Genomic DNA, 24,279 nt, shown 5'->3' with positions numbered 1-24,279 from the left:
TGGTGCCTGATTAGCGGAACAAAAAGTGGGAATAAGATAAATTTTCTTCAGTGGGAAGTAAAATTACATCGGCTTTTAGTCATCAAAATTTCTGAAAATGGACTGGATATCTTCGCTCATAAAACCTTTTGACTGCAGATAGCGTAGTACTTTCGCTTTCTCTTTCCACTCTGTGGGCAGCGGGTGTCCGAATTTTCGTTCAGCCAGCTGAGCCGCACACGCCGCCCAGTCTACCTCTGTCTCTTCCATTGCAAGATCAATGGCTTCACGGTCGATGCCTTTCTGGCCCAGTTCAAGGCGCACGCGCTGCGATCCAAAGCCCTTACGGCTCCGGCTCTGAATAAATCGTTCGGTGAAACGCTCGTCGTTTAACCAGCCGCTTTCCTGACACCAGTTAAGAACCTGTTCCAGCAACGCTTCGGTAACAATTTCGGGCTCTTTTTTCTGCGCCCACGCAGCACGCTGCGCTGATTGTTGCAGCTTACGCGCTAACTCTGCACGGCTGTGGTCGCGCTGACCCAGAATACGCATCGCCCGGTCAAGCAGACGAGAGTAAGAGACGACATTAGGTTGGGGCTGAGAGGGTTCAGTCATACTGCGCACCTTGTACAAACAGGGGGAGATTATGGCGACAGAACAGGACAGAGGGAAGGCAAGAAAGGCAATAGAGGGGGATAAAAACTACGGGAGAGGCTTTCGCCCCTCCCGCATCAGAGATTAGAAGTCTTCGTTCGCTTCAGCCGCGTCTTCTTTCTCAGCAGCCTTGTCGGCTGCTGCGAGTTTTTCATCCGCGCCGTTGAGCAACATCTCACGTAACTTCAGATCAATCTCGTTTGCCACAGCAGCATTCTCTTTCAGGAAGTTGCCGGCATTCGATTTACCCTGACCAATCTTGTCGCCATTGTAGCTGTACCATGCACCCGCTTTTTCAATCAGCTTGTGCTTCACGCCCAGGTCGACCAGCTCACCAAAGGTATTGATACCTTCGCCGTACATGATCTGGAACTCAGCCTGTTTGAATGGCGCGGCGATTTTGTTTTTCACCACTTTAACGCGGGTCTCACTGCCGACCACGTTATCGCCCTCTTTGATTGCACCGATACGGCGGATATCAAGACGGACAGAGGCGTAGAACTTCAGCGCGTTACCACCAGTGGTGGTTTCCGGGTTACCAAACATCACACCAATTTTCATACGGATCTGGTTGATGAAAATCAGCAGGGTATTGGACTGCTTCAGGTTACCGGCCAGTTTACGCATCGCCTGGCTCATCATACGTGCCGCGAGGCCCATGTGTGAGTCACCGATTTCACCTTCGATTTCCGCTTTAGGCGTCAGCGCCGCGACGGAGTCGACGATGATCACGTCAACGGCACCAGAGCGCGCCAGCGCATCACAAATTTCCAGAGCCTGCTCACCAGTGTCTGGCTGAGAGCAGAGCAGGTTATCAATGTCTACGCCGAGTTTCTTGGCGTAAACCGGATCAAGCGCATGCTCGGCATCGATAAAGGCACAGGTTTTACCTTTACGCTGTGCAGATGCGATAACCTGCAAAGTCAGCGTGGTTTTACCTGAAGACTCAGGTCCGTAGATCTCAACGATACGGCCCATTGGCAGACCGCCTGCGCCTAATGCGATATCCAGCGACAGCGAGCCGGTAGAGATAGTTTCCACATCCATTGAGCGGTCTTCACCCAAGCGCATGATGGAGCCTTTACCAAATTGCTTCTCAATCTGGCCAAGCGCGGCAGCTAAAGCCTTCTGTTTGTTTTCATCAATCGCCATTTCAACTCCTAATCAAGCCGGGTAAACACGCACTCAGGGTGCCTGTACTCTTTCTGTTGCCGACAATTATACTGTATAGTCATACAGTATCAAGTTTAATTTGTCAGAAATTCGCCATACAGTTTCTGCAGGGCCCATGCCACCGACTGGCGGCGTACGGCATCACGATCGCCGCTAAAATGCTGCTGAAAAGTCAATACGTTATCCTGCGGCCCGGCAAAGCCAAACCATACCGTACCCACCGGTTTTTCTTCACTGCCGCCATCCGGACCGGCAATACCGCTGACGGAGATCGCGTAGTCAGCATGGGCCGCCCTGCGGGCACCCAGCGCCATCTCCCGCACCACCACATCACTTACCGCACCATACTGCAACAGCGAAGCAGCCTGAACACTGACCATCTGCTGTTTGGCCTGGTTACTGTAGGTCACAAAACCCCGCTCGAACCAGGCGGAGCTGCCGCTGATATCGGTAAAGACTTTGGCAATCCATCCCCCCGTGCAGGATTCCGCACAGGTTACGGTGGCATTGCGCTGCTTCAGCTTCTCACCTATCTGCGCACTAAGCGCCTGCAATTGCTGATCATCCATTGCGACTCTCCCTTTGGCTGTGGGTTGAAGGTGGTGCAGAAAAACCGCTTTTTCAAGGTCACTCACCATTATTAAGCTGTTTTTGCGGCCAGCTTTCCACTGCGCTTACCGGTTTTTCACCGCAACCATAAAAAGACGCGGGAAGGCGAGCAACACCTGACCATCGGCCTGAGCCGGATAAGCCGCGAGTAAACGCTGATGATAATCGGTCAGAAACGCCGTCTGTTCGGTCTCATCCAGCGTTGCCAGGAAAGGCCGTAAACCGGTCGCCTGCAGCCAGCTGATAATTGCCTGCGCATCGGCCATCACGTGATAATAGGTGGTACGCCAGATATCCACCTCACAGCCGGCCTGCGTCAGCAGATCGTAATACTCGCGAGTGGAAAGCAGCTGTGTACGTTCAGCGGCATTGATGCGTGAACGCCAGCGATCCGTTGCCGCCACCTCGCGCATCAGCCGGTGCGACGGCTCATTCAGGTTATCAGGCATCTGGATCGCCAGCACGCCACCGGGCGCCAGCTGGCTGGCCAGATGGGGAAACAGCGTTGCGTGATTATCCAGCCATTGCAGAGACGCATTGGCGTAGACCACCTGCTGCGGCACATCGGCCTGCCAGTTGCGGATGTCCGCCTGGATAAAACGACAGTGCGGCAGGCGTTCAGCGGCCTGAGTTAACATCGTGGCGGAACTGTCCAGCCCGGTAATCTGCGCCAGTGGCCAGGCATCGGCGAGCAGCTCGGTGCTGTTACCGGGCCCGCATCCCAGATCGGTCACCTGCTCAACCTGTTCCAGGCTGAGGCGCGCCAGAAGTTCGCGGGCTGGACGGGTTCGTTCTGCTTCAAACTTACGGTACAGCACAGGATCCCACTCTTTCATCATGACCTCTCGCTCAGTTATCAGATGCATCCGCTTACTGAGACGGATGAAAGAGGAAAAAGTGCGACCCGTTGCTCATTTTTGAATCATGCGCTGGCAGAGACCGGCCGGAGTTATTAAGTTAAAACACTGTTTCATTTTTTTAACATCCGATTCAGGAGTCATTTATGAGTGAAAAATCGCCCTTTGCCGGTGTCTGGTGCCCTTCAGTCACCCCGTTTAATGCGCAGGGTGCGGTCGATATTGATGCGCTAGGGCGACATTTCTCCCGCCTCAATGACTCCGGTATCGATACCTTACTGGTGATGGGCAGCATTGGCGAGTTCGCCTCACTGACGCAGCAGGAACGCTTACAACTGATTCAGGAAGCCAGACCCTTGTCATCGCTGAAGATGGTCGCGAACGTCTCGGCAACCTGCATTCCTGACATGCTGGAGCTGGCTGAAGCCGCCTGGAAAAATGATTTTGACGCGGTGATGGTGCTGCCACCCTACTATTATGGCCAGACGCAAAACCAGCTGATGCACTACTTCGAAGCACTGGACGCGCAACTGGGTGGTAAATGGTTTGCCTACAACTTTCCAGCCCGCACTGGCTGCGATCTGACGCCCGCGCTGATTGCCGCCCTGGCGGCAAAGCTGCCCAACTTCGCCGGCATTAAAGATACGGTGGATTGCCTGTCGCACAACCGGATGATGATTGAAGAGACCCGCAAGGTGCGTAGCGATTTCGCCGTACTGTCGGGGTATGACGAGTACCTGCTCCCGAACCTGCTGGCGGGCGGTGCCGGTGTCATTTCAGGACTGAATAATATTGTGCCGGAGTACTTTGCGCAGATGATGACGGCGTGGCGAAGTGGCAATCTGCCGGAGCTGACGCACCTGCAGCAGCAGATCGGCCGTCTGATGGCGATTTACAGTATTGGAGATGATTTCGTAACGACAATTAAAACGGCCGTGGCACGGCGCTATGACTCGATGAGCAGCGGCTCACGAAACTACGGTGGCACGCTGAATGCGGAACAGTGTGCCGCAATTGATAAGCTGTTCAGCTAAGCAGGAAAGCGGGCGCATCCCTGCGCCCCCGATCTCAGTTCTTTTTCACAAACTCAGATTTTAATTTCATCGGGCCAAAACCGTCGATTTTACAATCGATGTTGTGGTCCCCTTCAACCAGACGAATGCTTTTCACTTTGGTGCCGATCTTCAGCGATGAAGAACTGCCCTTCACCTTGAGATCTTTGATCACCGTGACGCTGTCGCCATCTGCCAGCAGATTGCCGTTGGCATCACGCACTTCAAGTGTTGCGTTGCTGCTGTCACCTTCTCCCTCGGTCCAGATGTGACCGCAGGAGGGGCAGTTAAGGTTATCGCCATCTTGCCAGGTGTAATCGGCGTGACAAGCCGGGCAGGCAGGTAAAGACATAGTGACTCCAGAAATATCAGTGGCTGTGTGGCCTGAAAAAGGGCGTCATCATATAACCTTACAGTTAACAAGGACAGCCTTTATAACAGGCCGCCCTGGCGTGCCTTGCTCACCGCCTCACCCAGCTGCCACACCGCCATCGCATAATGGGTACTGTGGTTGTAGCGGGTAATGACATAGAAATTGGGTAAGCCGTACCAGTACTGGTAGCTGGTGCCCAAATCCAGGCGTAGCAGACTGACCTGATCGTTACCGTTCAGCGAGCCCTGTGGTGACAATCCTGACGCCGCCAGCATGCTCACGCTGTAACGGGTTTTGAAGCCATCTTCCAGCATCGGTGCCTGACCGCTGGCCGGTACCGCCACATTTTCGCCGCTGCGCCAGCCATGCTTCTGAAAATAGTGCGCCACGCTGCCGATAGCATCCACCGGATCCCACAGGTTTGCATGACCGTCTCCGTTGAAATCAACCGCATAATCATTGTAAGAGGAGGGCATAAACTGACCATAGCCCATCGCCCCGGCAAAGGAGCCTTTCAGCGCCAGCGGGTCATCCTGCTCTTTGCGCGACATCAACAGAAAGGTTTCCAGCTCGCTGCTGAAGTACTCTGCGCGGCGCGGATAGTTAAAGGATAAGGTCGCAAGCGCATCCAGAATCCGCGTTTTCCCCATCACGCGACCCCAGCGGGTTTCCACGCCAATGATGCCCACGATAATTTCTGGCGGCACGCCATAAACCTGCTGCGCGCGTTGCAGGGCATCCTGATACTGATTCCAGAACGCCACCCCATTTTGCACGTTATCGGGCGTAATGAACTTGTTGCGATAGCGGATCCAGGCGCCATTAGGTCCTGGCGCTGGCGTATAGCTTGGTGCCTGACGATCCATCAGTCGCAGCACATAATCCAGTCGTTTGGCCTGACCGATGATGTTGTGCAGTTGCTGACGGTCAAAGTCATGCTTCTCCACCATCTTATCGATAAATTGCTCTGCTGCCGGGTTACCGGCAAAGTCGCCAAACATCGCCTGTCCGCTGTGCGACGGCTGCAGTAAAAAACCGCCCTGTGGCGCAGCCAGCATCTTCTGCTGGGACGGGACTTCAGGTTTGCTGCTGCAGGAGGCCAGAAGCGGAATGAACGCAAGGAAGGCTAACTTGAGGCGCATCGGTTATCCATAAACGAGGGGTAATTTCAGATGCGGTAATAGTAGACGTTCAGCGCAATGACATACAGGGCAAAATCTTAAAAAAACGTCAAGGCAGCCATGGGCTAAAATGGCTGCGGGGCTCTCTCTGCCCCGCAGCCATCATGCGCTTAGCGGCGGTTTCTCACCAGCTGATAGCGACGGGTCAGATACTCAACCGGCGCGCTCCAGATGTGCACCAGCCGGCAGAACGGGAACAGCAGGAACAGCGTCATTCCCAGCACCATGTGCACGCGGTAGATAAACGCCACGCCGTCGAGATGCTGCGAAGCGCCACCGTGGAAGGTCACCACCGCCTGCGCCCAGCCCACCAGCTTCATCATTTCACTGCCGTCCATATGCTGGGCGGAGAAGGGAATGGTCAGCAGGCCCAGCGTCGCCTGCGCCACCAGCAGGGTCATGATCAGAATATCACCGACGCTACTGGTCGCCCGCACCCGTGGATTGGTCAGACGGCGCTTCAGCAGCAGTCCACCGCCCACCAGTGTCATCGCCCCGAACAGGCCACCGGCAATCATCGCCAGTTTCTGCTTCACGTCGATCGGCAGGAAGGATTCATACATCCAGTGTGGCGTCAGCATTCCGACGATGTGACCGAAGAAAATACCGATGATGCCGATGTGGAACAGGTTGGAAGCGAGACGCATCCCTTTTTTGTCCAGCATCTGACTGGAACCGGCACGCCAGCTGTACTGCCCGTAGTCATAACGCAGCCAGCTTCCCACCAGGAAGACTGTTCCGGCGAGATAGGGGTAAATATCGAAGAAGAAAGTGTTAATAAAATTCATGCTGATTCTCCTGTGGTACGCGCCGTCGCCGCGGCGATGTCCAGATACTGCGGCGCGACCGCATCGGCGAAGCGACGCTGATGCATCGCCTGCTGCGCCGAGGCGCAGCCCTGTTCGCCGAGAAATTTAATCTGCTCCTCTTCCCAGACAGCATCCAGTGCTGCCGGCGTATCGTCGCGCGCTTCCTGCGCCACCTGTGGCTTGAGGGCCGCAGGATCAACCGCGCTACCGGACAGCGTCAGTAATACTGTGAAGAGATCGGCGTAGGGGCTCTGACGCTCTTCAAGCCGCGCCGCCAGCAAGGCCAGGATAGGCACGATGTCGTCCAGTCCCTGACGCGCGGCCTCATCGCTTTTACAGGCGAGATACTCCAGGTAGAGCGGCAGGAAATCGGGCAGTTCTTTGCTGTCCAGCTCCAGACCATCGGCACGATACTGTTCCAGCAGATCAACCATCGCCTGACCGCGATCGCGTGACTCACCGTGCACGTGTTCAAACAGCAGCAGCGAGGTGGCGCGGCCACGATCAAACAGTTCGCAGTAGTCAGCCTGCACGTCGAGCAGTGGCCGGGCACAGAGCTGATTGATAAAACGCACCAGCCGTGCGCTCTGCTGCAGGTTGAGTTCAGTGGCGTCATCCAGCGCCGCGATCAGGTCGGAAGAGTGGGTAAACAGTGCCTCGTCCGGGTAGTCCAGCAGCCGCGAAAGAATACGTAACGTCATCATGAGGCATCCTCCGGACGGATGGTTTTCTTACTGACGTCGATGGCATCAATACGGCGGCTGTTGAACAGATTGAATTTGCTGTCGCTGCCGTGACAGCCATCGCCAAAGCTAAAGCCGCAGCCTTTGCTTTCCGGGAAGGCTTCACGCGCCAGTTCGCGATGGCTGGAGGGCACCACAAAGCGATCTTCATAGTTCGCGATCGCCAGATAGCGGTACATCTCCTGCGCCTGCGCTTCGGTCAGGCCGACCTGCTCCAGCGCCCGGATATCATGCTCACCGTCCACGCTTTCTGCGCGTTTGTAATGACGCATTGCCAGCATCCGCTTCAGTGCCAGCAGCACCGGTGCGGTGTCGCCTGCGGTCAGCAGGTTCGCCAGATACTCAACCGGAATGCGCAGGCTTTCCACATCCGGCAGCACGCCGGTGTGCGCCAGCGCCCCGCCATCCACCGCCGACTGAATCGGTGACAGTGGTGGCACATACCAGACCATCGGCAGCGTGCGGTATTCAGGGTGAAGTGGCAGCGCCAGCTTCCACTCCATCGCCATTTTATAGACCGGTGAACGCTGTGCTGCGTCGATCACGCTCTGCGCAACGCCATCTTTCAGCGCCTGCGCAATCACCGCCGGATCGTTGGGATCAAGGAAGATATCCAGCTGGCTCTGATAGAGATCTTTCTCGTTTTCCGCTGCGGCCGCCTGTTCAATGCGGTCAGCGTCATAAAGCAACACGCCGAGATAGCGGATACGGCCGACACAGGTTTCTGAACAGACGGTGGGCTGGCCCGCTTCAATGCGCGGATAACAGAAAATACATTTTTCTGATTTGCCGCTTTTCCAGTTGAAGTAGATCTTCTTGTACGGACAGCCGGTGAGGCACATCCGCCAGCCGCGACATTTATCCTGGTCGATCAGCACGATGCCATCTTCGCCGCGTTTGTAGATCGCGCCGCTTGGGCAGGTCGCCACACACGCCGGGTTGAGGCAGTGCTCACACAGGCGCGGCAGGTACATCATGAAGGTGTGCTCAAACTGACCGTAAATCTCCTTCTGGATGTTATCGAAGTTCTTATCCTGCGAACGTTTGGCAAACTCGCCGCCGAGGATCTCTTCCCAGTTCGGGCCGTTTTCGATCTTTTTCATCCGCTGACCGGTGATCAGCGAGCGCGGACGCGCAATCGGCTGATGCTTACCGGCGGGCGCATTGTGCAGATGCTGATAATCAAAATCGAACGGTTCGTAGTAATCATCCAGCGCGGGCACATCTGGGTTGGCGAAGATCTTCGACAGCAGGCCGATGCGACTCCCCATGCGCGGCTCCAGCTTACCGTTGATCTTACGGATCCAGCCGCCCTTCCACTTCTGCTGATCTTCCCAGGCGTGCGGATAGCCGACACCAGGCTTGCTCTCGACGTTGTTAAACCAGGCGTACTCCATGCCCTCGCGGCTGGTCCAGACGTTTTTACAGGTCACCGAGCAGGTGTGGCAGCCGATACATTTGTCGAGGTTCAGCACCATGCCGACCTGTGAACGAATTTTCATGGTTTTACCTCCTGCTGGCTGCCCTGGCAGGCATCGTTGCCTTCCCCATCTAACCAGTTAACGTTGTTCATTTTTCTCACTACCACGAACTCATCGCGGTTCGAGCCGACGGTGCCGTAGTAGTTAAAGCCCCAGGAGAGCTGCGCATAACCGCCGATCATATGGGTCGGTTTCGGGCAGGTCCGCGTCACCGAGTTATGGATCCCGCCGCGCTGGCTGGTGATCTCCGAGCCAGGGATATTCACGATACGTTCCTGCGCGTGGTACATCATGGTCATACCGGCCGGGATGCGCTGGCTCACTACTGCACGTGCGGTCAGCGCACCGTTGGCATTGAACGCCTCGATCCAGTCGTTATCCACGATACCCAGCTCACGAGCGTCATCTTCACTCATCCAGACAATCGGTCCGCCGCGCGACAGTGTCAGCATCAGCAGGTTGTCGCTGTAGGTGGAGTGAATGCCCCACTTCTGGTGTGGCGTCAGGAAGTTCAGCGCCTTCTCCGGGTTACCGTTGGGTTTGCTGTTCAGCAACGGCTTCGCCGCGCGGGTATCGATTGGCGGACGATAGACCATCAGGCTCTCGCCAAAGGCGCGCATCCACTCATGATCCTGATAGAGCTGCTGACGGCCGCTCAGGGTTCGCCACGGGATCAGCTCATGAACGTTGGTGTAGCAGGCGTTGTAAGAGACATGTTCATCTTCCAGCCCTGACCAGGTCGGGCTGGAGATAATTTTGCGCGGCTGCGCCTGGATATCGCGGAAGCGAATCTTCTCATCTTCTTTATTGAGCGCCAGGTGGGTGTGGTCACGACCGGTAATCACGCCCAGTGCCTGCCAGGCTTTCACCGCCACCTGACCATTGGTCTCCGGTGCCAGCGCCAGGATCACTTCTGCCGCATCAATCGCCGTGTCGATATTTGGCCGCCCCGCTGCCGGGCCATCCGCTTTGACGTAGTTCAGCTGCTTGAGGAAATCGACCTCTTTGCTGGTGTTCCAGCTGATACCTTTGCCGCCGTTACCCAGGGTCTCCAGCAACGGTCCCAGCGAGGTAAAGCGCTCCCAGGTCGCCGGATAGTCGCGCTCCACCACCATAATGTGTGGCGCGGTTTTACCCGGAATCAGATCGCATTCGCCTTTTTTCCAGTCTTTCGCCTCAAAAGGCTGCGCCAGTTCCGCGGGCGAGTCATGTAACACCGGCAGAGTAACGACGTCCGTTTCAACGCCTAAATGACCCGGGCAGAGATCGGAGAAGGCTTTGGCGATGCCTTTGTAGATCTCCCAGTCACTTTTTGAGTCCCAGGCAGGATCGACGGCCGCCGAAAGCGGATGAATAAACGGATGCATATCCGAGGTATTCATATCGTCTTTTTCATACCAGGTCGCCGTTGGCAGCACGACATCGGAGTAGAGACAGGTGCTCGACATGCGGAAGTCGAGTGTGACCACCAGATCCAGTTTGCCTTCGGCACCCTGATCCAGCCACTCCACCTCTTCCGGCTTCACGCGGCCCTGCTGGCCTAAATCTTTGCCCTGAATGCCGTTTTCCGTGCCCAGCAGATACTTCAGCATGTACTCATGCCCTTTACCGGATGAGCCGAGCAGATTGGAGCGCCAGACAAACAGGTTACGCGGGAAGTTCTGCGGATCGTCCGGCTGTTCAGCGGCAAACCGCATGGTGCCCTGCTTCAGGCTTTCCACGGTGTAATCCAGCGGCGACTGACCGGCGGCTTTCGCCTGCGCCGCGATGTGCAGCGGGTTGACGTTAAGCTGCGGCGCTGAAGGCAGCCAGCCCATACGTTCGGAACGGACGTTAAGGTCGATCAGGCTGCCGCTGTAGCGACTTTTATCCGCCAGCGGGGAGAGCAATTCGCTGGTGGCCAGGGTTTCATAGCGCCACTGACTGGAGTGGTTGTAGAAGAAGGAGGTGCTGTTCATCTGGCGTGGCGGACGCTGCCAGTCCAGGCCAAAGGCCAGCGGGGTCCAGCCGGTCTGCGGACGGAGTTTCTCCTGGCCGACATAGTGCGCCCAGCCACCGCCGCTCTGACCGACGCAGCCGCAGAAAATCAGCATGTTCATCAGGCCACGATAGTTCATGTCCATGTGATACCAGTGGTTCATACCGGCACCGACGATGATCATCGAACGACCGCGGGTCTTCTCGGCGTTTTCGGCAAATTCACGGGCAATGCGAATGATGTTCTGACGGGAGACACCCGTAATCTGCTCCGCCCAGGCCGGGCTGTACGCTTTGATGTCGTCGTAGGTTTGCGCGCAGTTGGCATCATCCAGACCGCGATCCAGACCATAATTCGCCAGCGTCAGATCGTAGACGCTGGTGACCAGTGCTTCACTGCCATCCGCCAGTTGCAGGCGTTTCACCGGCAGCTTATGCAGCAGGATTTCGTCCAGCGCAACGCTGTTGAAATGCTCGCTGGTAATGCCACCGAAGTAAGGGAAACCGACCTCCACCACCTCATCATGGCTGCCGAGCAGGCTGAGCTGCAGTTCAACTTCCTGATGTGATGCCCCATCACGCTGCTCGAGGTTCCATTTGCCTTTTTCGCCCCAGCGGAAGCCGATAGATCCCTGCGGCGCGGTCAGTTCCCCGGTCGCCTCGTTGATCGCGACGGTTTTCCACTCCGGGTTATTCTCCTGACCGAGCCCATCCACCAGATCGCTGGCGCGCAGCTGACGGCCGGCTGCGTAAAAACCGCCCTCACGGGGTTCCAGCAGCACCAGCATCGGCATATCGGTGTAACGGCGCACATAGTCGCGGAAATAGCCAACTTCGCGATCAAGATGAAACTCTTTCAGCATCACGTGGCCCATCGCCAGCGCCATCGCGCTGTCGGTGCCCTGCTTCGGACTCAGCCACTGGTCACACAGCTTCGCGACCTCAGCATAGTCCGGCGTGATCGCCACGGTTTTCGTCCCTTTATAGCGGACTTCCGTAAAGAAGTGTGCATCCGGGGTACGGGTCTGCGGCACGTTAGAGCCCCAGGCAATAATGTAGGAGGAGTTGTACCAGTCAGCCGATTCCGGCACGTCGGTCTGCTCGCCCCAGGTCATCGGTGAGGCCGGCGGCAGATCGCAGTACCAGTCGTAGAAGCTCAGACAGGTTCCGCCAATCAGTGACAGGTAACGTGCGCCCGCAGCGTAAGAGACCATCGACATCGCCGGAATCGGTGAGAATCCCATAATGCGGTCAGGGCCGTAGGTCTTCGCGGTGCAGATGTTCGCGGCAGCGATCATCTCGTTGACTTCCTGCCAGCTGGAGCGGACAAAGCCGCCGCGTCCACGCGCCTGTTTGTAGCTTCTGGCCTTTTCAGGATTGCTGATGATTGATGCCCAGGCGTCCACCGGGTCGCTGTGCTGCGCTTTCGCATCGCGCCAGAGCTGAATCAGCTTCTTGCGCATTAACGGATATTTCAGGCGGTTAGCGCTGTAGAGATACCACGAGTAGCTGGCACCGCGTGGGCAGCCACGCGGCTCATGGTTTGGCAGATCGGGACGGGTACGCGGATAGTCGGTCTGCTGGGTCTCCCAGGTGACCAGTCCATTTTTGACGTAGATTTTCCAGCTGCATGAGCCGGTACAGTTAACGCCGTGCGTGGAGCGCACGATTTTATCGTGCTGCCAGCGACTGCGATAGCCATCTTCCCAGTCGCGGTTGCTGTTTAACGTCTGGCCATGCTGGCCGGAAAAGGGTTCGGCCAGCTGTTTGAAATAGCGAAACCGATCTAGAAACTTGCTCATCCGGAATACTCCTGAAGGCTTAATGTGACATTGCTGACTCTGCATCTGTCCCGACACAGAAAGTGAAATTGTGCCGGTGCGCCACACCGGCTTTGTCGTTATCAGGCGCGTGCTTTTCGGCCGTAAACCAGCCAGGTCACCGCGATGCAGCAGAGATAAAAGACCAGGAAGATTTTCATCGCGCCGGCGGGTGAACCGGTCATCGCGAGCGACAGGCCAAAAGTCTGCGGAATAAAGAAACCGCCCAGCGCGCCAATCGCGGAGATAAAGCCGAGCGCAGCAGAGGTTTCTGTTGCCGCTTCACGCTGTGCCAGCGCATCGTCGCCGCCCTCAGCTTTGATACGTTCCAGCGTCAGCTTACGGAAGATCACCGCAATCATCTGGTAGGTGGAGCCGCTGCCCAGCCCGGACGTCAGGAACAGGCCCATAAACACGGCGAAGAAGGCAACGAACGAGCCATCATGTCCGGCACCCGGCAGGGTGAGGAACAGCAGCGCAGCAAACAGCGCCATCAGCACGTAGTTGACAAGCGTGACGCGGGTACCGCCGAAGCGGTCAGAGATGATGCCGCCTGCTGAACGGGCCAGCGCGCCAATAAAGGGGCCGAAAAAGGCGTAATGCATGATCACGACATCAGGAAATTGCGTCTTCGTCAGCATGGCAAAACCGGCAGAGAAACCGATAAATGAGCCAAAGGTGGCCAGATAGAGCAGCGCCATAACCCACAGGTGTGGACGTTTCAGCACCGGCAACTGCTCACGCAGCGAGGATTTCGCCGCCGCCAGGTCGTTCATGCCGAACCAGGCCGCCAGCGTGCCGATCGCCAGGAACGGCACCCAGATCCAGGCGGCATTCTCCAGCCAGATGCTGTCGCCGGTGACGGTGGTCTGACCCACATCGGCAAAACCAAAAATGGCACAGGAGATCGCCAGCGGGGCGACAAACTGCATTACGCTGACGCCAAGATTACCGAGGCCACCGTTGATGCCCAGCGCGCCGCCCTGACGGGCTTTGGGAAAGAAGAAGCTGATATTGCCCATGCTCGACGCGAAGTTAGCGCCACCAAAACCGCACAGCAGGGAAATCACCATAAAAGTGGTGAATGAGGTCTGGCTGTCCTGTACGGCAAAGCCGAGCCAAAGGCAGGGAATGATCAGGATGCCGGTGCTGAAGGCGGTCCAGCGACGTCCTCCAAAGATGGGAATAACAAAAGAGTAAGGCACACGCAGCAACGCGCCAGAAACCGACGGCAGTGCGGTCAGTAAAAAGAGCTGCTCAGTGCTGAAGGTAAAGCCAACTTTATTCAGATTAACCGCAACGGTGCTGAACAGCATCCAGACGCAGAAGCCCAGCAGCAGACAGAAGACAGAAATCCACAGGTTACGGCTGGCGATACGTTTACCACGCGCCTGCCAGAACGCATCGTTTTCCGGTTGCCAGTCCTGAATTAACGCGCCGCGCGTCGGGGTTTGCAAAGAGGTGGATTGGGTCATAAATCTCTCATCAGCAGAATAATAATTGTGCGTATCCTGCGCATCCGCCGTGGTGTCGGGCTTGATACAAATCAACGGCAATGCAGGTTACAGAGGTGCAGCGCCCTCTCTTCACCCCGGTTAAGTAGTTGACTGAATTCAGATAACCCTTATAAATCATAGGGTTTAAACACGGCCGCCCATGCCTTCTGTAAAAGGGTGTCCGACTGGAAATAAAGGAGTAGTCCATTGGGGGTATATAGCGACCCCGCTTCACCGGTAAGATAGGCTCTCCGCCCGCTCAGGGCTGGCGTATGTGACAGGAACAGGAGCCATTGTGACGGCAGAGAAATTTACGCTTTTATTGATCGACGACCATCCCATGCTGCGCAATGGCCTGAAGCAGCTGATTGCGCTGGATGAAAGGCTGCAGGTGGTTGCCGAAGCGGGTAATGGCATTGATGGCCTGGCGCTGGCACAGCAGCATGATCCCGACCTGATCCTGCTTGATCTTAATATGCCAGGTCTGAACGGACTGGATACCCTGACCCAGCTGCGTGAGATAGTTCTTTCCGGCCGGGTGGTGGTGTTCAGCGTTTCAGATAATGAAGAGGATGTGGTCAGCGCGCTGAAGCGCGGCGCTGATGGTTATCTGCTGAAAGATATGGAACCGGAAGCCTTACTGAAAGCGCTGCATCAGGCTGCTGCCGGTCAGATCGTGCTGAGCGAGGCGTTAACCCCGATTCTGGTCGCCCGGTTGCGTGAAGCGCAGCCTGCTCAGACGCGCGACATCAATCAGCTGACCCGGCGCGAACGCGATATTCTGCAACTGATCAGCGACGGGATGACCAATAAAGCGATTGCCCGCAAGCTGGCCATCAGTGAAAGCACGGTCAAGGTTCACGTTAAATATCTGCTGAAAAAGATGAACCTTAAATCCCGACTTGAAGCCGCTGTCTGGGCGCTGCAGAACGGGCTGCACTGACCTTTCCCCCTTCCCGATGCGGCGCAGTGCCGTCCTGCCGGCCATAAACTGCCGCAGAAATCGCGAGCCGCCTCGCAGCCCCGCATCAGCGTCATGAGAACAGGCACTTTTTTGTCGCCAGCCGCCGCCACATTTGCCAGGATGCCTGTCAGGTTACACCCGGTCAGGATCGCGGCTGTGCATCACGCTGGCATATGCCCTGCCCTATTCGTTATCATCTGATTATCCTGCGCGCCTGGAATCCCTTTCGGTTTCATGGGCGTTGACCGCCAGAAATTTACCGCATTAAAAATGAGCTAAAACCTTATGCAAGAGCCAACCGAAAAGGACTTTCCTTCCCACACGCCGATGATGCAGCAGTACCTGCGTCTCAAGGCGGAGCATCCTGACATTCTGCTGTTTTACCGTATGGGTGACTTCTACGAGCTGTTTTATGACGATGCAAAACGTGCCTCGCAGCTGCTGGAGATTTCACTCACCAAGCGCGGTGCGTCAGCGGGCGAGCCGATTCCGATGGCGGGTGTGCCCTATCATGCGGTTGAAGGTTACCTGGCTAAACTGGTGCAGCTGGGCGAATCCGTTGCCATCTGCGAGCAGATAGGCGATCCGGCGCTGAGCAAAGGCCCGGTCGAACGCAAAGTGGTGCGCATCGTTACCCCAGGCACCATCAGTGATGAGGCGCTGTTGCAGGAGCGGCACGACAATCTGCTGGCGGCGATCGTGCAAAGCCCGCGTGGTTTTGGCTACGCCACGCTGGATATCAGCTCAGGCCGTTTTCGCCTCAGCGAACCTGCCGATGCTGAAACCATGGCGGCAGAACTGCAGCGCACCAATCCGGCGGAGCTGCTCTACCCCGAAGATTTCCAGGCGATGTCGCTGATCGATCAGCGACGCGGCCTGCGACGCCGTCCGCTGTGGGAGTTTGAGATCGACACTGCACGCCAGCAGCTGAACCTGCAGTTCGGCACCCGCGATCTCAATGGCTTCGGCGTGGAGAATGCGCACCTCGGACTGAGCGCGGCGGGCTGCCTGCTGCAGTATGTTAAAGATACCCAGCGCACCACGCTGCCCCACATCCGCTCGCTGAGCATGGAGCGGCAGCAGGACAGCATCATCATGGATGCGGCCACCCGCCGTAATCTGGAGATCACCCAGAACCTGGCTGGCGGCACCGACAACACCTTAGCGGCGGTGCTGGATAAAACGGTCACCCCGATGGGTAGCCGGATGCTGAAACGCTGGCTGCATATGCCGCTGCGCGATGCGCGCATCATTAACCAGCGTCAGGAGTCGATTGCTGAGCTGCAAAATCTCAGCGACGTGCTGCAACCGGTGCTGCGTCAGGTCGGCGATCTGGAGCGAATCCTGGCTCGCCTGGCCCTGCGCACCGCACGTCCGCGCGATCTGGCTCGCATGCGTCATGCGTTTCAGCAACTGCCAGAACTTAACCAGCTGCTGGCCGATGTTGAGGCACCGCAGTTGCAGAAGCTGCGCACGCAGATGGGCGAGTTCACTGCGTTACGTGAGCTGCTGGAACAGGCGGTGATTGAGTCACCGCCTGTGTTGATCCGCGACGGCGGAGTCATTGCACCCGGCTACAACGCGGAGCTGGATGAGTGGCGCGCACTGGCAGATGGCGCAACCGACTATCTAGACCGGCTGGAGATCCGCGAACGCGAGAAGCTGGGACTGGATACCCTGAAGGTCGGCTTTAACGGCGTGCATGGTTATTACATTCAGGTGAGCCGCGGACAGAGCCATCAGGTACCGATGCACTATGTCCGTCGTCAGACCCTGAAAAATGCTGAACGCTATATCATTCCGGAGCTGAAAGAGTACGAAGACAAAGTACTCACCTCCAAGGGTAAAGCGCTGTCGCTGGAAAAAAGCCTGTATGAAGCGCTGTTCGATCAGTTGCTGCCGCATCTTGAAGCGCTGCAGCTGAGTGCCGCCGCGCTGGCAGAGCTGGATGTGTTAAGCAACCTGGCAGAACGCGCCTGGTCCCTGAACTATTGCCGCCCGGTATTGCAGGATAAAGCCGGGATTAAAATCAGCGGCGGACGCCATCCGGTGGTGGAACAGGTTCTGAAAGAGCCGTTTATTGCCAACCCACTGTCACTGGCACCCCAGCGCAGAATGCTGATTATTACTGGCCCCAACATGGGCGGTAAAAGTACCTATATGCGCCAGGCGGCGCTGATTGCGCTGATGGCATGGATTGGCAGTTTTGTTCCTGCCGATGAGACGCTGATTGGCCCGCTGGATCGCATCTTTACCCGTGTCGGTGCCGCTGACGATCTCGCCTCCGGGCGCTCGACCTTTATGGTTGAGATGACCGAAACCGCTAACATCCTGCACAACGCCACCGAAAACAGCCTGGTGCTGATGGATGAGATTGGACGCGGAACATCCACCTACGACGGTTTATCGCTCGCCTGGGCCTGCGCCGAAAACCTGGCGAACCGTATCAAGGCGATGACGCTGTTTGCCACCCATTACTTCGAGCTGACAACCCTGCCGGAAAAAATGGAAGGCGTGGTCAACGTCCATCTGGATGCCGTTGAACATGGCGACACGATCGCCTTTATGCACAGCGTCCAGGAGGGCGCGGCAAGTAAGAGCTATGGTCTGGCGGTGGCGGCGCTGGCCGGCGTACCCAAAGAGGTGATTAAGCGGGCACGCAATAAGCTGAAGGAACTTGAGACCGTTTCAAACCACTCCGCGTCATCGACGGTCGATGGCTCTCAGCTGCCGCTGCTGGTTGAAGAGACCTCGCCTGCCGTGGAGGCGCTTGAGGCGCTGGATCCGGATACGCTGACACCGCGTCAGGCACTCGACTGGATTTATCGTCTTAAATCGCTGGTCTGATATTACATCCCTTACATCGCACCGCGTTAATGCGCGGTGCGATGCTTGCTCGCCCGCAAATCACTTTTCTGCAGACATAAAAAAAGCGATGGTTTTCACCATCGCTTTTCGCATTCAAACTCAGATTTACTGTTAACGATTATTCACGAAACAGTGCTTCAATGCTGAGGCCCTGCGCCTGCAGGATTTCACGCAGACGGCGTAAACCTTCAACCTGAATCTGGCGTACACGCTCGCGGGTTAAGCCGATTTCACGACCCACATCCTCAAGTGTTGCCGCTTCATAGCCCAACAGGCCGAAACGACGTGCCAGCACTTCACGCTGCTTGGCGTTCAGTTCGAACAGCCATTTAACGATGCTTTGTTTCATATCATCGTCCTGCGTGGTGTCTTCCGGTCCGTTGTCTTTCTCATCGGCCAGAATATCCAGCAGCGCTTTTTCAGAATCACCGCCTAATGGCGTATCAACCGAGGTAATGCGTTCGTTGAGACGTAACATGCGGCTTACGTCATCAACCGGTTTATCAAGCTGCTCTGCGATCTCTTCCGCACTCGGCTCATGGTCGAGCTTGTGGGAAAGTTCACGCGCAGTACGCAGATAAACATTCAGTTCTTTCACAATGTGAATCGGCAGACGGATGGTACGGGTTTGATTCATGATCGCCCGTTCAATAGTCTGACGAATCCACCAGGTGGCGTACGTTGAGAAACGGAACCCGCGCTCCGGGTCAAATTTCTCTACGGCGCGAATCAGGCCGAGGTTACCTTCTTCAATCAGGTCCAGCAGGGCTAAACCACGATTGCTGTAACGACGAGCGATTTTCACCACCAGGCGTAAGTTACTTTCGATCATACGGCGACGGGAAGGGATATCACCCCGCAATGCACGGCGAGCGAAGAAGACTTCTTCCTCTGCCGTTAACAACGGAGAATAGCCAATCTCCCCGAGATAGAGCTGCGTCGCATCTAACACACGTTGCGTCGCACCCTGTGATAGCAACTCTTCTTCCGCTACGTCGCTATCACTGGCTTCATTTTCAACGAGTGCCTTCTCGTCAAAAATTTCAGCTCCGTTCTCATCGAATTCCGCATTCTCATGTAACTCGTTTACTTTCAGCGTATTCTGGCTCATAAGCGGCTCCTACCCGTGATTCCAGGGCAGAACATAAACCTGTTTTGTTCTGCCGGATTATCGCTGCGGTAAATAACGCAACGGGTTTACGGATTTCCCCTTGTAACGAATTTCAAAATGTAATCTGACTGAACTGGTTCCGGTGCTACCCATGGTAGCGATCTTTTGCCCCGCCTTAACTTCCTGTTGTTCCCGGACCAGCATTGTATCGTTGTGGGCGTAGGCGCTCAGGTAATCATCGTTGTGTTTAATGATGATTAAATTACCGTAACCCCGGAGTGCGTTACCTGCGTAAACCACTCGTCCTGAAGCAGTGGCGACCACAGATTGTCCGCGCGTCCCGGCGATATCGATACCTTTATTGCCACCTTCGGCGGCAGAGAAGTTATCGATGATCTTCCCGTCAGTCGGCCAGCGCCAGCTTCCGACCGGCGTTGAACTGTTGGTTGTACTGCTAACCGTTGGGGGTGCGGTAACGACTGGAGCTGTTGTCGTTGCAACATTTGCTCCATTCGAAGGCAACATTTTGCTGCCACCCGAATTACCTGAATCATCAGAATACGTAATAACAGGTTGCTGTGCAACAGCAGGCGATTTAATTTGTGGCGCCGCCGGAACGCCGCCCTGCGTTGCATCAGCAACGGTAATGGGATTGCCGCCGGTAATCGGCTGACCCGACCCATTGCCAATCTGCAAAGTTTGTCCGACATTCAGGCCATATGGCGCAGGAACATTGTTGCGCTGGGCTAAATCACGGAAATCGTTGCCGGTAATCCAGGCGATGTAAAACAATGTGTCGCCACGCTTAACGGTATAAGTTTCACCGGAGTAGCTACCTTTAGGAATGTTCTGATAACTGCGATTGTAAACAATCCGGCCATTCTGCGTCTCAACATTACTGTTGGTACTAATCATTCCACCACTAGCGGGGGCAGATGCTGAATTTTTGCTTAACATTTGTCCCTGGGCTGGCGTGGCAGGAACGCCGCCTGAACTCGTGTCTGCTCCAGACTGGTTAGTGTTCATGCCACCATTATCGCCAACGCGACTGATGGGTGCCTGTGAGTTGTCGCTGGAGCTGCAGCCTGCCAGCCAAAAACCTACCAGTGAAAGCGCCGCCAGACGGCGTAACTGAAAAAGTGTGCTTCCCGTGCTCATTAATCCCCCGTGATGGCAACTCTGATCTATCTGTTTCACTGTATCTGCCAGCAGGATACTCTGCGCGGCGCGATAAAATCTGCGTTTTCGATGAATAAACTGGATAGTAACAACATCAGGTACGTGGTGCTATGAAACAGTTGTGAAGAAATACGAAGAGGGTCAGGCCAGATCGCCCTGCACCAGCGGGACGAAACGCACTGGTTCGATGGTCTCTTCCATCACCTCTTCGCCCTGACGACGCAGGCGCTTCAGTACCTGCTGATCTTCGCCAACCGGCAGCACCATGATGCCGCCTTCTGCCAGTTGTGCTATCAGCGCAATCGGAATTTCAGGCGGTGCAGCCGTGACGATGATGGCATCGAAGGGGCCACGTGAAGGCCAGCCCTGCCAGCCATCACCATGACGGGTTGAGACATTATGCAGATCCAGCTGTTTCAGACGGCGCTTGGCCTGCCACTGCAGCCCTTTGATGCGTTCCACTGAATAAACATGGTCCACCAGATGGGCAAGAATCGCCGTCTGATAACCTGAACCCGTACCAATCTCCAGCACACGCGAATGCGGATTAAGTCCGAGCAGCGCGGTCATCCGCGCAACCATGTAGGGCTGTGATATCGTCTGACCGGAGCCGATGGGCAAGGCAACATTGTCCCAGGCTTTATGCTCGAACGCTTCGTCGATAAAACGTTCGCGCGGCACCTCACTGATGGCTTTCAGCAGGTTTTCATCATCGATGCCCTGCTGACGCAGTTGTGACAGCAACGTCTCAATACGCCGATTCACCATGCCAGGTTCACCTCAGCTTTAGCCAGCCAGTCACTGAGCACGTTCTGCGCGCTGTGCGCCGTTAAATCGACATGGAGTGCCGTGACAGAGACGTAGCCCTGATCCACGGCGGCGAAGTCCGTATCCGGGCCCGCATCCAGTTTTTCGCCTGGCGGACCAATCCAGTAGAGTGTATTGCCACGCGGATCCTGCTGCGCAATCACCTGATCCGCCGGATGGCGACTGCCACAGCGCGTCACGCGGATGCCTTTGAGTTCTGACAACGGCAGATCGGGAACGTTGATGTTGAGAATGCGGCCGGTGCGCAGCGGTTCATGCGTCAGCGCCCTGAGGAGCGCGCAGGTCACGGCCGCCGCGGTGGCGTAGTGCTGATGGCCATTGAGCGAAACCGCGATAGCCGGTAAGCCAAGATGTCGCCCTTCCATCGCTGCCGCCACCGTGCCGGAGTAGATCACATCATCGCCCAGATTGGGGCCGGCATTGATGCCCGACACCACAATGTCGGGACGCGGCTGCATCAGCGCATTCACCCCCAGATAGACGCAGTCGGTCGGCGTCCCCATCTGGACGGCGATATCGCCGTTTTCATGGGTGAAGGTGCGCAGAGGCGTTTCCAGCGTTAATGAGTTCGAGGCACCGCTTCGGTTACGATCGGGGGCAACAACCTGCACGTCAGCAATCTGCCGCAGGGCTTTCGCCAGAGTCTGAATGCCTGGCGCATGAATGCCGTCATCGTTACTGAGCAATATCCGCATTTCGTTCTGACCTTTTTTTATTCGACTGGTCGCCGTGACGGAACCTGTTTTAACGGCATGGCAACAGGTGAGGAATAGACGGCGATTTTTGCATTCTAGCGAGGCGCGCAAGGAAGTGGTAGGCGTAAATCACACGACGGTGGGGGTTTGCCGCAACATTACCCACACTGCGGGTCAGGTTGCGGCGAAGATTACTCATCAATCTGATCGGGCGAGTCCGCGTGGGTCAGCAGCTCCCGGACCACGCTGGTGGCAAAGCTGCCCGCTGGCAGCCAGAATGCCAGTTCCAGCGTGACATCATCCCACCAGCTCCACTGCATATCGCGCGGCACCACCAGCATGGCACGGCGTGCAGCATCAACCTTCTCACGTTCAATCAGTCCCAGCAGCAGCGTCTCATCAGCCAGCGCCTGCTGTTCAAAGGCCAGCGCGTCAGCCTGCGGGCCAGGCTCGCCCCGTCCCGGCAGCGGCGCGGTGATGCGCAGCTCATGCTGCTCAACCCGGCGCTGTGACTCTGCCAGTTCATCAGGCTGCGCGACAAACCAGCTGCCTCGTCCGGTCAGCTGCAACGCATCGCCGTTAAGCACCTGAGTCAGCCTACCCTGCTGTTGCAGACGCGCACTGGTCACCTGATTAAACAGCGCACTGCGCGCGGCAGAGAGCATCAGGCTGCGCTTGTTGCGGTCGCGAATAATGATCTCATTGCGCGCCCACTTTTCTGCCATCACCAGGTTATTGCCGCCGCGACCAAAACGCTGTTCACCAAAATAGTTCGGCACGCCCGCATCGCGAATCTGCGCCAGACGCGTTTCAACCGCATCACGGTCACTGATCTGGCGGATGATCAGCCGGAACGCGTTCCCCGCCAGTGCGCCGATGCGCAGCTTACGTTTGTGACGCACTGCCTGCAGAATCTCGACCCCTTCCAGCTCAAAACCGCGCAGATCGGGCATCGCATTACCCGGCAGGCGAAAACAGAGAGTCTGTTCCGTCACCGCATGGCGATCTTTCATTCCGGCATAACTCATGTCGCGCTGATGAATACCGAGATACTTCGCTAGTGCCTCAGCCACAAAGCGGGTATTGGCCCCCACTTTACGGATGCGCACCAGCAGGTGCTCACCTTCACCATCCGCGCCATAACCGAGATCTTCAACTACCACGAAATCTTCCGGATTGGCTTTGATCACGCCGGAGGCCACGGGTGTGCCGTGCAGGTAATTCAGCATCATTGGCTGTCAGCTTTCAGGACTAACGCCACCGCTTCACAGGCGATGCCTTCGCCGCGCCCGGTAAAGCCCAGCTTCTCGGTGGTGGTCGCTTTGACGTTGACCGCATCCATATGGCAGCCCAGATCTTCTGCAATATTGATCCGCATCTGTGGCACGTGCGGCAGCATTTTCGGTGCCTGAGCAATAATCGTGACGTCGACATTACCGATGCGATAGCCTTTGGCTTCGATACGGCGCCAGGCCTCACGCAGCAGGCCGCGGCTGTCCGCCCCTTTAAAGGCCGGATCGGTGTCAGGAAACAGCTTGCCGATATCGCCCATCGCCACTGCGCCCAGCAGCGCGTCAGTCAGCGCATGCAGCGCCACATCGCCATCCGAATGGGCGATAAAACCCTGCTCAAACGGGATCCGCACACCGCCAATCACTAACGGACCCTCTCCGCCAAAGGCGTGAACGTCAAAACCGTGACCGATACGCATCATGCGCTCTCCTTTAATTGAATCTGACTCAGATAAAAAGCCGCCAGCGCCAGATCTTCTGGCCGGGTGACTTTGATGTTATCACTGCGTCCGCTGACTAACAGCGGGTGGTAGCCGCAATACTCCAGCGCCGAGGCTTCATCGGTGATGGTCGCGCCTTCTGCCAGCGCCCGCGTCAGGCAGGCGGTGAGTAGCGCATGAGGGAAAAATTGCGGCGTTAAGGCGTGCCAGAGATCGTCGCGCTCTACGGTATGGGCCACCGCGGCTTTGCCCGGCTCGCCCCGTTTCATGGTGTCACGCACTGGCGCGGCCAGAATCCCGCCAACGTGGCTCTGTTCACGCACGTTGAGCAGTTGCTGGAGATCGTCGGGATGCAGACAGGGACGCGCGGCGTCATGGACCAGCACCCAGGCGGAACCCTGTGCGGCCTGCAATCCGGCCAGCACCGATTCGGCGCGGGTCTCTCCGCCTGTCACCCTGAGCACGCGCGGATCGCGTGCCAGCGGCAGTGAAGCGAAGTGCTGGTCATCAGGACTGAGGGCGACAATCACCTGTTTGATAGCGGGATGGGAAAACAGACGCGCAATGCTGTGTTCCAGAAGGGTGTGCTGACCAATCGTCAGATACTGCTTCGGACAGGTTGCCTGCATGCGGCTGCCGATCCCGGCAGCGGGCACCACGGCAATCACATCCGCAAGGGAGGCCAGAGTGTTCATGTT

21 protein-coding genes are annotated in these 24,279 nt (G+C 56.6%); 3 read left to right on the top strand and 18 right to left on the bottom strand.

From position 1 onward, the window contains the following. Window positions 1-75: 75 nt before the first annotated feature. The 4 genes from OK409_RS18340 to tam form a co-directional block, all read right to left on the bottom strand. A complete protein-coding gene (locus OK409_RS18340) occupies window positions 76-594 on the bottom strand; it encodes a regulatory protein RecX (RefSeq protein WP_010248508.1) in 519 nt (172 codons plus the stop codon). A gap of 123 nt (window positions 595-717) precedes the next feature. Beyond that, window positions 718-1,785, bottom strand: a complete 1,068-nt coding sequence (recA, locus tag OK409_RS18335) for a recombinase RecA (RefSeq protein ID WP_010248510.1) — start codon at window positions 1,783-1,785, stop codon at window positions 718-720. Between the two features lie 95 nt (window positions 1,786-1,880). Further along, on the bottom strand, window positions 1,881-2,375 hold the full coding sequence (gene pncC, locus OK409_RS18330) for a nicotinamide-nucleotide amidase (protein ID WP_010672121.1): 495 nt from the start codon (window positions 2,373-2,375) through the stop codon (window positions 1,881-1,883). A 105-nt stretch (window positions 2,376-2,480) separates the two neighbouring features. Continuing rightward, window positions 2,481-3,251 carry a trans-aconitate 2-methyltransferase gene (gene tam / locus OK409_RS18325; protein WP_264367307.1) on the bottom strand — a complete coding sequence of 257 codons (771 nt, stop codon included), beginning with the start codon at window positions 3,249-3,251 and terminating at the stop codon, window positions 2,481-2,483. A gap of 167 nt (window positions 3,252-3,418) precedes the next feature. On the opposite strand from tam, the gene OK409_RS18320 reads away from it, so the two are divergent. Next, on the top strand, window positions 3,419-4,306 hold the full coding sequence (locus OK409_RS18320; RefSeq protein ID WP_124890289.1) for a dihydrodipicolinate synthase family protein: 888 nt from the start codon (window positions 3,419-3,421) through the stop codon (window positions 4,304-4,306). A 34-nt stretch (window positions 4,307-4,340) separates the two neighbouring features. On the opposite strand, the gene OK409_RS18315 is transcribed toward OK409_RS18320, so the two are convergent. The 7 genes from OK409_RS18315 to OK409_RS18285 all read right to left on the bottom strand — a co-directional run bounded on the left by OK409_RS18315 (window position 4,341) and on the right by OK409_RS18285 (window position 14,183). Then, window positions 4,341-4,676 (bottom strand): zinc ribbon domain-containing protein YjdM, encoded by a 336-nt coding sequence (locus tag OK409_RS18315; RefSeq protein ID WP_010248517.1) that lies wholly within the window; start codon window positions 4,674-4,676, stop codon window positions 4,341-4,343. A gap of 80 nt (window positions 4,677-4,756) precedes the next feature. Next, entirely contained in the window at window positions 4,757-5,839 is a 1,083-nt protein-coding gene (gene mltB, locus OK409_RS18310; protein WP_010248519.1) for a lytic murein transglycosylase B, read from the bottom strand. A 149-nt stretch (window positions 5,840-5,988) separates the two neighbouring features. Continuing rightward, window positions 5,989-6,666, bottom strand: coding sequence for a respiratory nitrate reductase subunit gamma (narI, locus tag OK409_RS18305; protein WP_022623789.1), 678 nt, complete (start codon window positions 6,664-6,666; stop codon window positions 5,989-5,991). Continuing rightward, entirely contained in the window at window positions 6,663-7,391 is a 729-nt protein-coding gene (gene narJ / locus OK409_RS18300) for a nitrate reductase molybdenum cofactor assembly chaperone (protein ID WP_033772484.1), read from the bottom strand. The genes narI and narJ overlap by 4 nt, the downstream gene beginning before the upstream one ends. Further along, the gene (gene narH, locus OK409_RS18295; protein ID WP_010248525.1) at window positions 7,388-8,932 is read right to left on the bottom strand and encodes a nitrate reductase subunit beta; all 1,545 of its coding nucleotides are present in this window, start codon (window positions 8,930-8,932) and stop codon (window positions 7,388-7,390) included. The genes narJ and narH overlap by 4 nt, the downstream gene beginning before the upstream one ends. Further along, window positions 8,929-12,690, bottom strand: a complete 3,762-nt coding sequence (locus OK409_RS18290) for a nitrate reductase subunit alpha (protein ID WP_010248527.1) — start codon at window positions 12,688-12,690, stop codon at window positions 8,929-8,931. Before OK409_RS18290 ends, narH begins: the two co-directional genes overlap by 4 nt. Window positions 12,691-12,791: 101 nt before the next feature. Next, window positions 12,792-14,183 (bottom strand): NarK family nitrate/nitrite MFS transporter, encoded by a 1,392-nt coding sequence (locus OK409_RS18285; protein WP_010248529.1) that lies wholly within the window; start codon window positions 14,181-14,183, stop codon window positions 12,792-12,794. Window positions 14,184-14,499: 316 nt separating this feature from the next. On the opposite strand from OK409_RS18285, the gene narL reads away from it, so the two are divergent. Beyond that, window positions 14,500-15,147, top strand: coding sequence for a two-component system response regulator NarL (narL, locus tag OK409_RS18280; RefSeq protein ID WP_264367301.1), 648 nt, complete (start codon window positions 14,500-14,502; stop codon window positions 15,145-15,147). A 306-nt stretch (window positions 15,148-15,453) separates the two neighbouring features. Continuing rightward, the gene (mutS, locus tag OK409_RS18275) at window positions 15,454-18,015 is read left to right on the top strand and encodes a DNA mismatch repair protein MutS (protein ID WP_163637630.1); all 2,562 of its coding nucleotides are present in this window, start codon (window positions 15,454-15,456) and stop codon (window positions 18,013-18,015) included. 139 nt (window positions 18,016-18,154) lie between these two features. On the opposite strand, the gene rpoS is transcribed toward mutS, so the two are convergent. The 7 genes from rpoS to ispD all read right to left on the bottom strand — a co-directional run bounded on the left by rpoS (window position 18,155) and on the right by ispD (window position 24,276). Continuing rightward, window positions 18,155-19,147 (bottom strand): RNA polymerase sigma factor RpoS, encoded by a 993-nt coding sequence (rpoS, locus tag OK409_RS18270; RefSeq protein ID WP_003849090.1) that lies wholly within the window; start codon window positions 19,145-19,147, stop codon window positions 18,155-18,157. Between the two features lie 57 nt (window positions 19,148-19,204). Next, window positions 19,205-20,305, bottom strand: coding sequence for a murein hydrolase activator NlpD (gene nlpD / locus OK409_RS18265; RefSeq protein ID WP_033772486.1), 1,101 nt, complete (start codon window positions 20,303-20,305; stop codon window positions 19,205-19,207). A 162-nt stretch (window positions 20,306-20,467) separates the two neighbouring features. Continuing rightward, window positions 20,468-21,094, bottom strand: coding sequence for a protein-L-isoaspartate(D-aspartate) O-methyltransferase (locus OK409_RS18260; RefSeq protein ID WP_010248537.1), 627 nt, complete (start codon window positions 21,092-21,094; stop codon window positions 20,468-20,470). Continuing rightward, on the bottom strand, window positions 21,088-21,849 hold the full coding sequence (gene surE, locus OK409_RS18255; protein ID WP_003849099.1) for a 5'/3'-nucleotidase SurE: 762 nt from the start codon (window positions 21,847-21,849) through the stop codon (window positions 21,088-21,090). Before surE ends, OK409_RS18260 begins: the two co-directional genes overlap by 7 nt. Window positions 21,850-22,040: 191 nt before the next feature. Next, entirely contained in the window at window positions 22,041-23,081 is a 1,041-nt protein-coding gene (gene truD / locus OK409_RS18250; protein WP_033786729.1) for a tRNA pseudouridine(13) synthase TruD, read from the bottom strand. Further along, on the bottom strand, window positions 23,078-23,560 hold the full coding sequence (ispF, locus tag OK409_RS18245; protein ID WP_010248541.1) for a 2-C-methyl-D-erythritol 2,4-cyclodiphosphate synthase: 483 nt from the start codon (window positions 23,558-23,560) through the stop codon (window positions 23,078-23,080). The genes truD and ispF overlap by 4 nt, the downstream gene beginning before the upstream one ends. Beyond that, window positions 23,560-24,276, bottom strand: a complete 717-nt coding sequence (gene ispD / locus OK409_RS18240) for a 2-C-methyl-D-erythritol 4-phosphate cytidylyltransferase (protein ID WP_010248543.1) — start codon at window positions 24,274-24,276, stop codon at window positions 23,560-23,562. The genes ispF and ispD overlap by 1 nt, the downstream gene beginning before the upstream one ends. Window positions 24,277-24,279 lie beyond the last annotated feature (3 nt).

The sequence above is a fragment of the Pantoea sp. RG18 genome, from assembly GCF_025910075.1.
Lineage (GTDB): Bacteria > Pseudomonadota > Gammaproteobacteria > Enterobacterales > Enterobacteriaceae > Pantoea > Pantoea agglomerans.
The sequence above is the reverse complement of the archived record's forward strand: the minus strand, read 5'-3'. Positions and strand labels throughout refer to the sequence as shown.

Bases quoted from the DNA above. Each gene is read 5' to 3' on its own strand.
- narJ (WP_033772484.1), bottom strand. From the start codon at position 7,391: ATGATGACGTTACGTATTCTTTCGCGGCTGCTGGACTACCCGGACGAG.
- rpoS (WP_003849090.1), bottom strand. From the start codon at position 19,147: ATGAGCCAGAATACGCTGAAAGTAAACGAGTTACATGAGAATGCGGAA.
- OK409_RS18260 (WP_010248537.1), bottom strand. From the start codon at position 21,094: ATGGTGAATCGGCGTATTGAGACGTTGCTGTCACAACTGCGTCAGCAG.
- surE (WP_003849099.1), bottom strand. From the start codon at position 21,849: ATGCGGATATTGCTCAGTAACGATGACGGCATTCATGCGCCAGGCATT.
- mltB (WP_010248519.1), bottom strand. From the start codon at position 5,839: ATGCGCCTCAAGTTAGCCTTCCTTGCGTTCATTCCGCTTCTGGCCTCC.
- pncC (WP_010672121.1), bottom strand. From the start codon at position 2,375: ATGGATGATCAGCAATTGCAGGCGCTTAGTGCGCAGATAGGTGAGAAG.
- OK409_RS18320 (WP_124890289.1), top strand. From the start codon at position 3,419: ATGAGTGAAAAATCGCCCTTTGCCGGTGTCTGGTGCCCTTCAGTCACC.
- ispF (WP_010248541.1), bottom strand. From the start codon at position 23,560: ATGCGTATCGGTCACGGTTTTGACGTTCACGCCTTTGGCGGAGAGGGT.
- OK409_RS18290 (WP_010248527.1), bottom strand. From the start codon at position 12,690: ATGAGCAAGTTTCTAGATCGGTTTCGCTATTTCAAACAGCTGGCCGAA.
- narH (WP_010248525.1), bottom strand. From the start codon at position 8,932: ATGAAAATTCGTTCACAGGTCGGCATGGTGCTGAACCTCGACAAATGT.
- OK409_RS18315 (WP_010248517.1), bottom strand. From the start codon at position 4,676: ATGTCTTTACCTGCCTGCCCGGCTTGTCACGCCGATTACACCTGGCAA.
- tam (WP_264367307.1), bottom strand. From the start codon at position 3,251: ATGAAAGAGTGGGATCCTGTGCTGTACCGTAAGTTTGAAGCAGAACGA.
- ispD (WP_010248543.1), bottom strand. From the start codon at position 24,276: ATGAACACTCTGGCCTCCCTTGCGGATGTGATTGCCGTGGTGCCCGCT.
- mutS (WP_163637630.1), top strand. From the start codon at position 15,454: ATGCAAGAGCCAACCGAAAAGGACTTTCCTTCCCACACGCCGATGATG.
- recA (WP_010248510.1), bottom strand. From the start codon at position 1,785: ATGGCGATTGATGAAAACAAACAGAAGGCTTTAGCTGCCGCGCTTGGC.
- truD (WP_033786729.1), bottom strand. From the start codon at position 23,081: ATGATGCTGAATTACCTGCACGGCACACCCGTGGCCTCCGGCGTGATC.
- OK409_RS18340 (WP_010248508.1), bottom strand. From the start codon at position 594: ATGACTGAACCCTCTCAGCCCCAACCTAATGTCGTCTCTTACTCTCGT.
- nlpD (WP_033772486.1), bottom strand. From the start codon at position 20,305: ATGAGCACGGGAAGCACACTTTTTCAGTTACGCCGTCTGGCGGCGCTT.
- OK409_RS18285 (WP_010248529.1), bottom strand. From the start codon at position 14,183: ATGACCCAATCCACCTCTTTGCAAACCCCGACGCGCGGCGCGTTAATT.
- narI (WP_022623789.1), bottom strand. From the start codon at position 6,666: ATGAATTTTATTAACACTTTCTTCTTCGATATTTACCCCTATCTCGCC.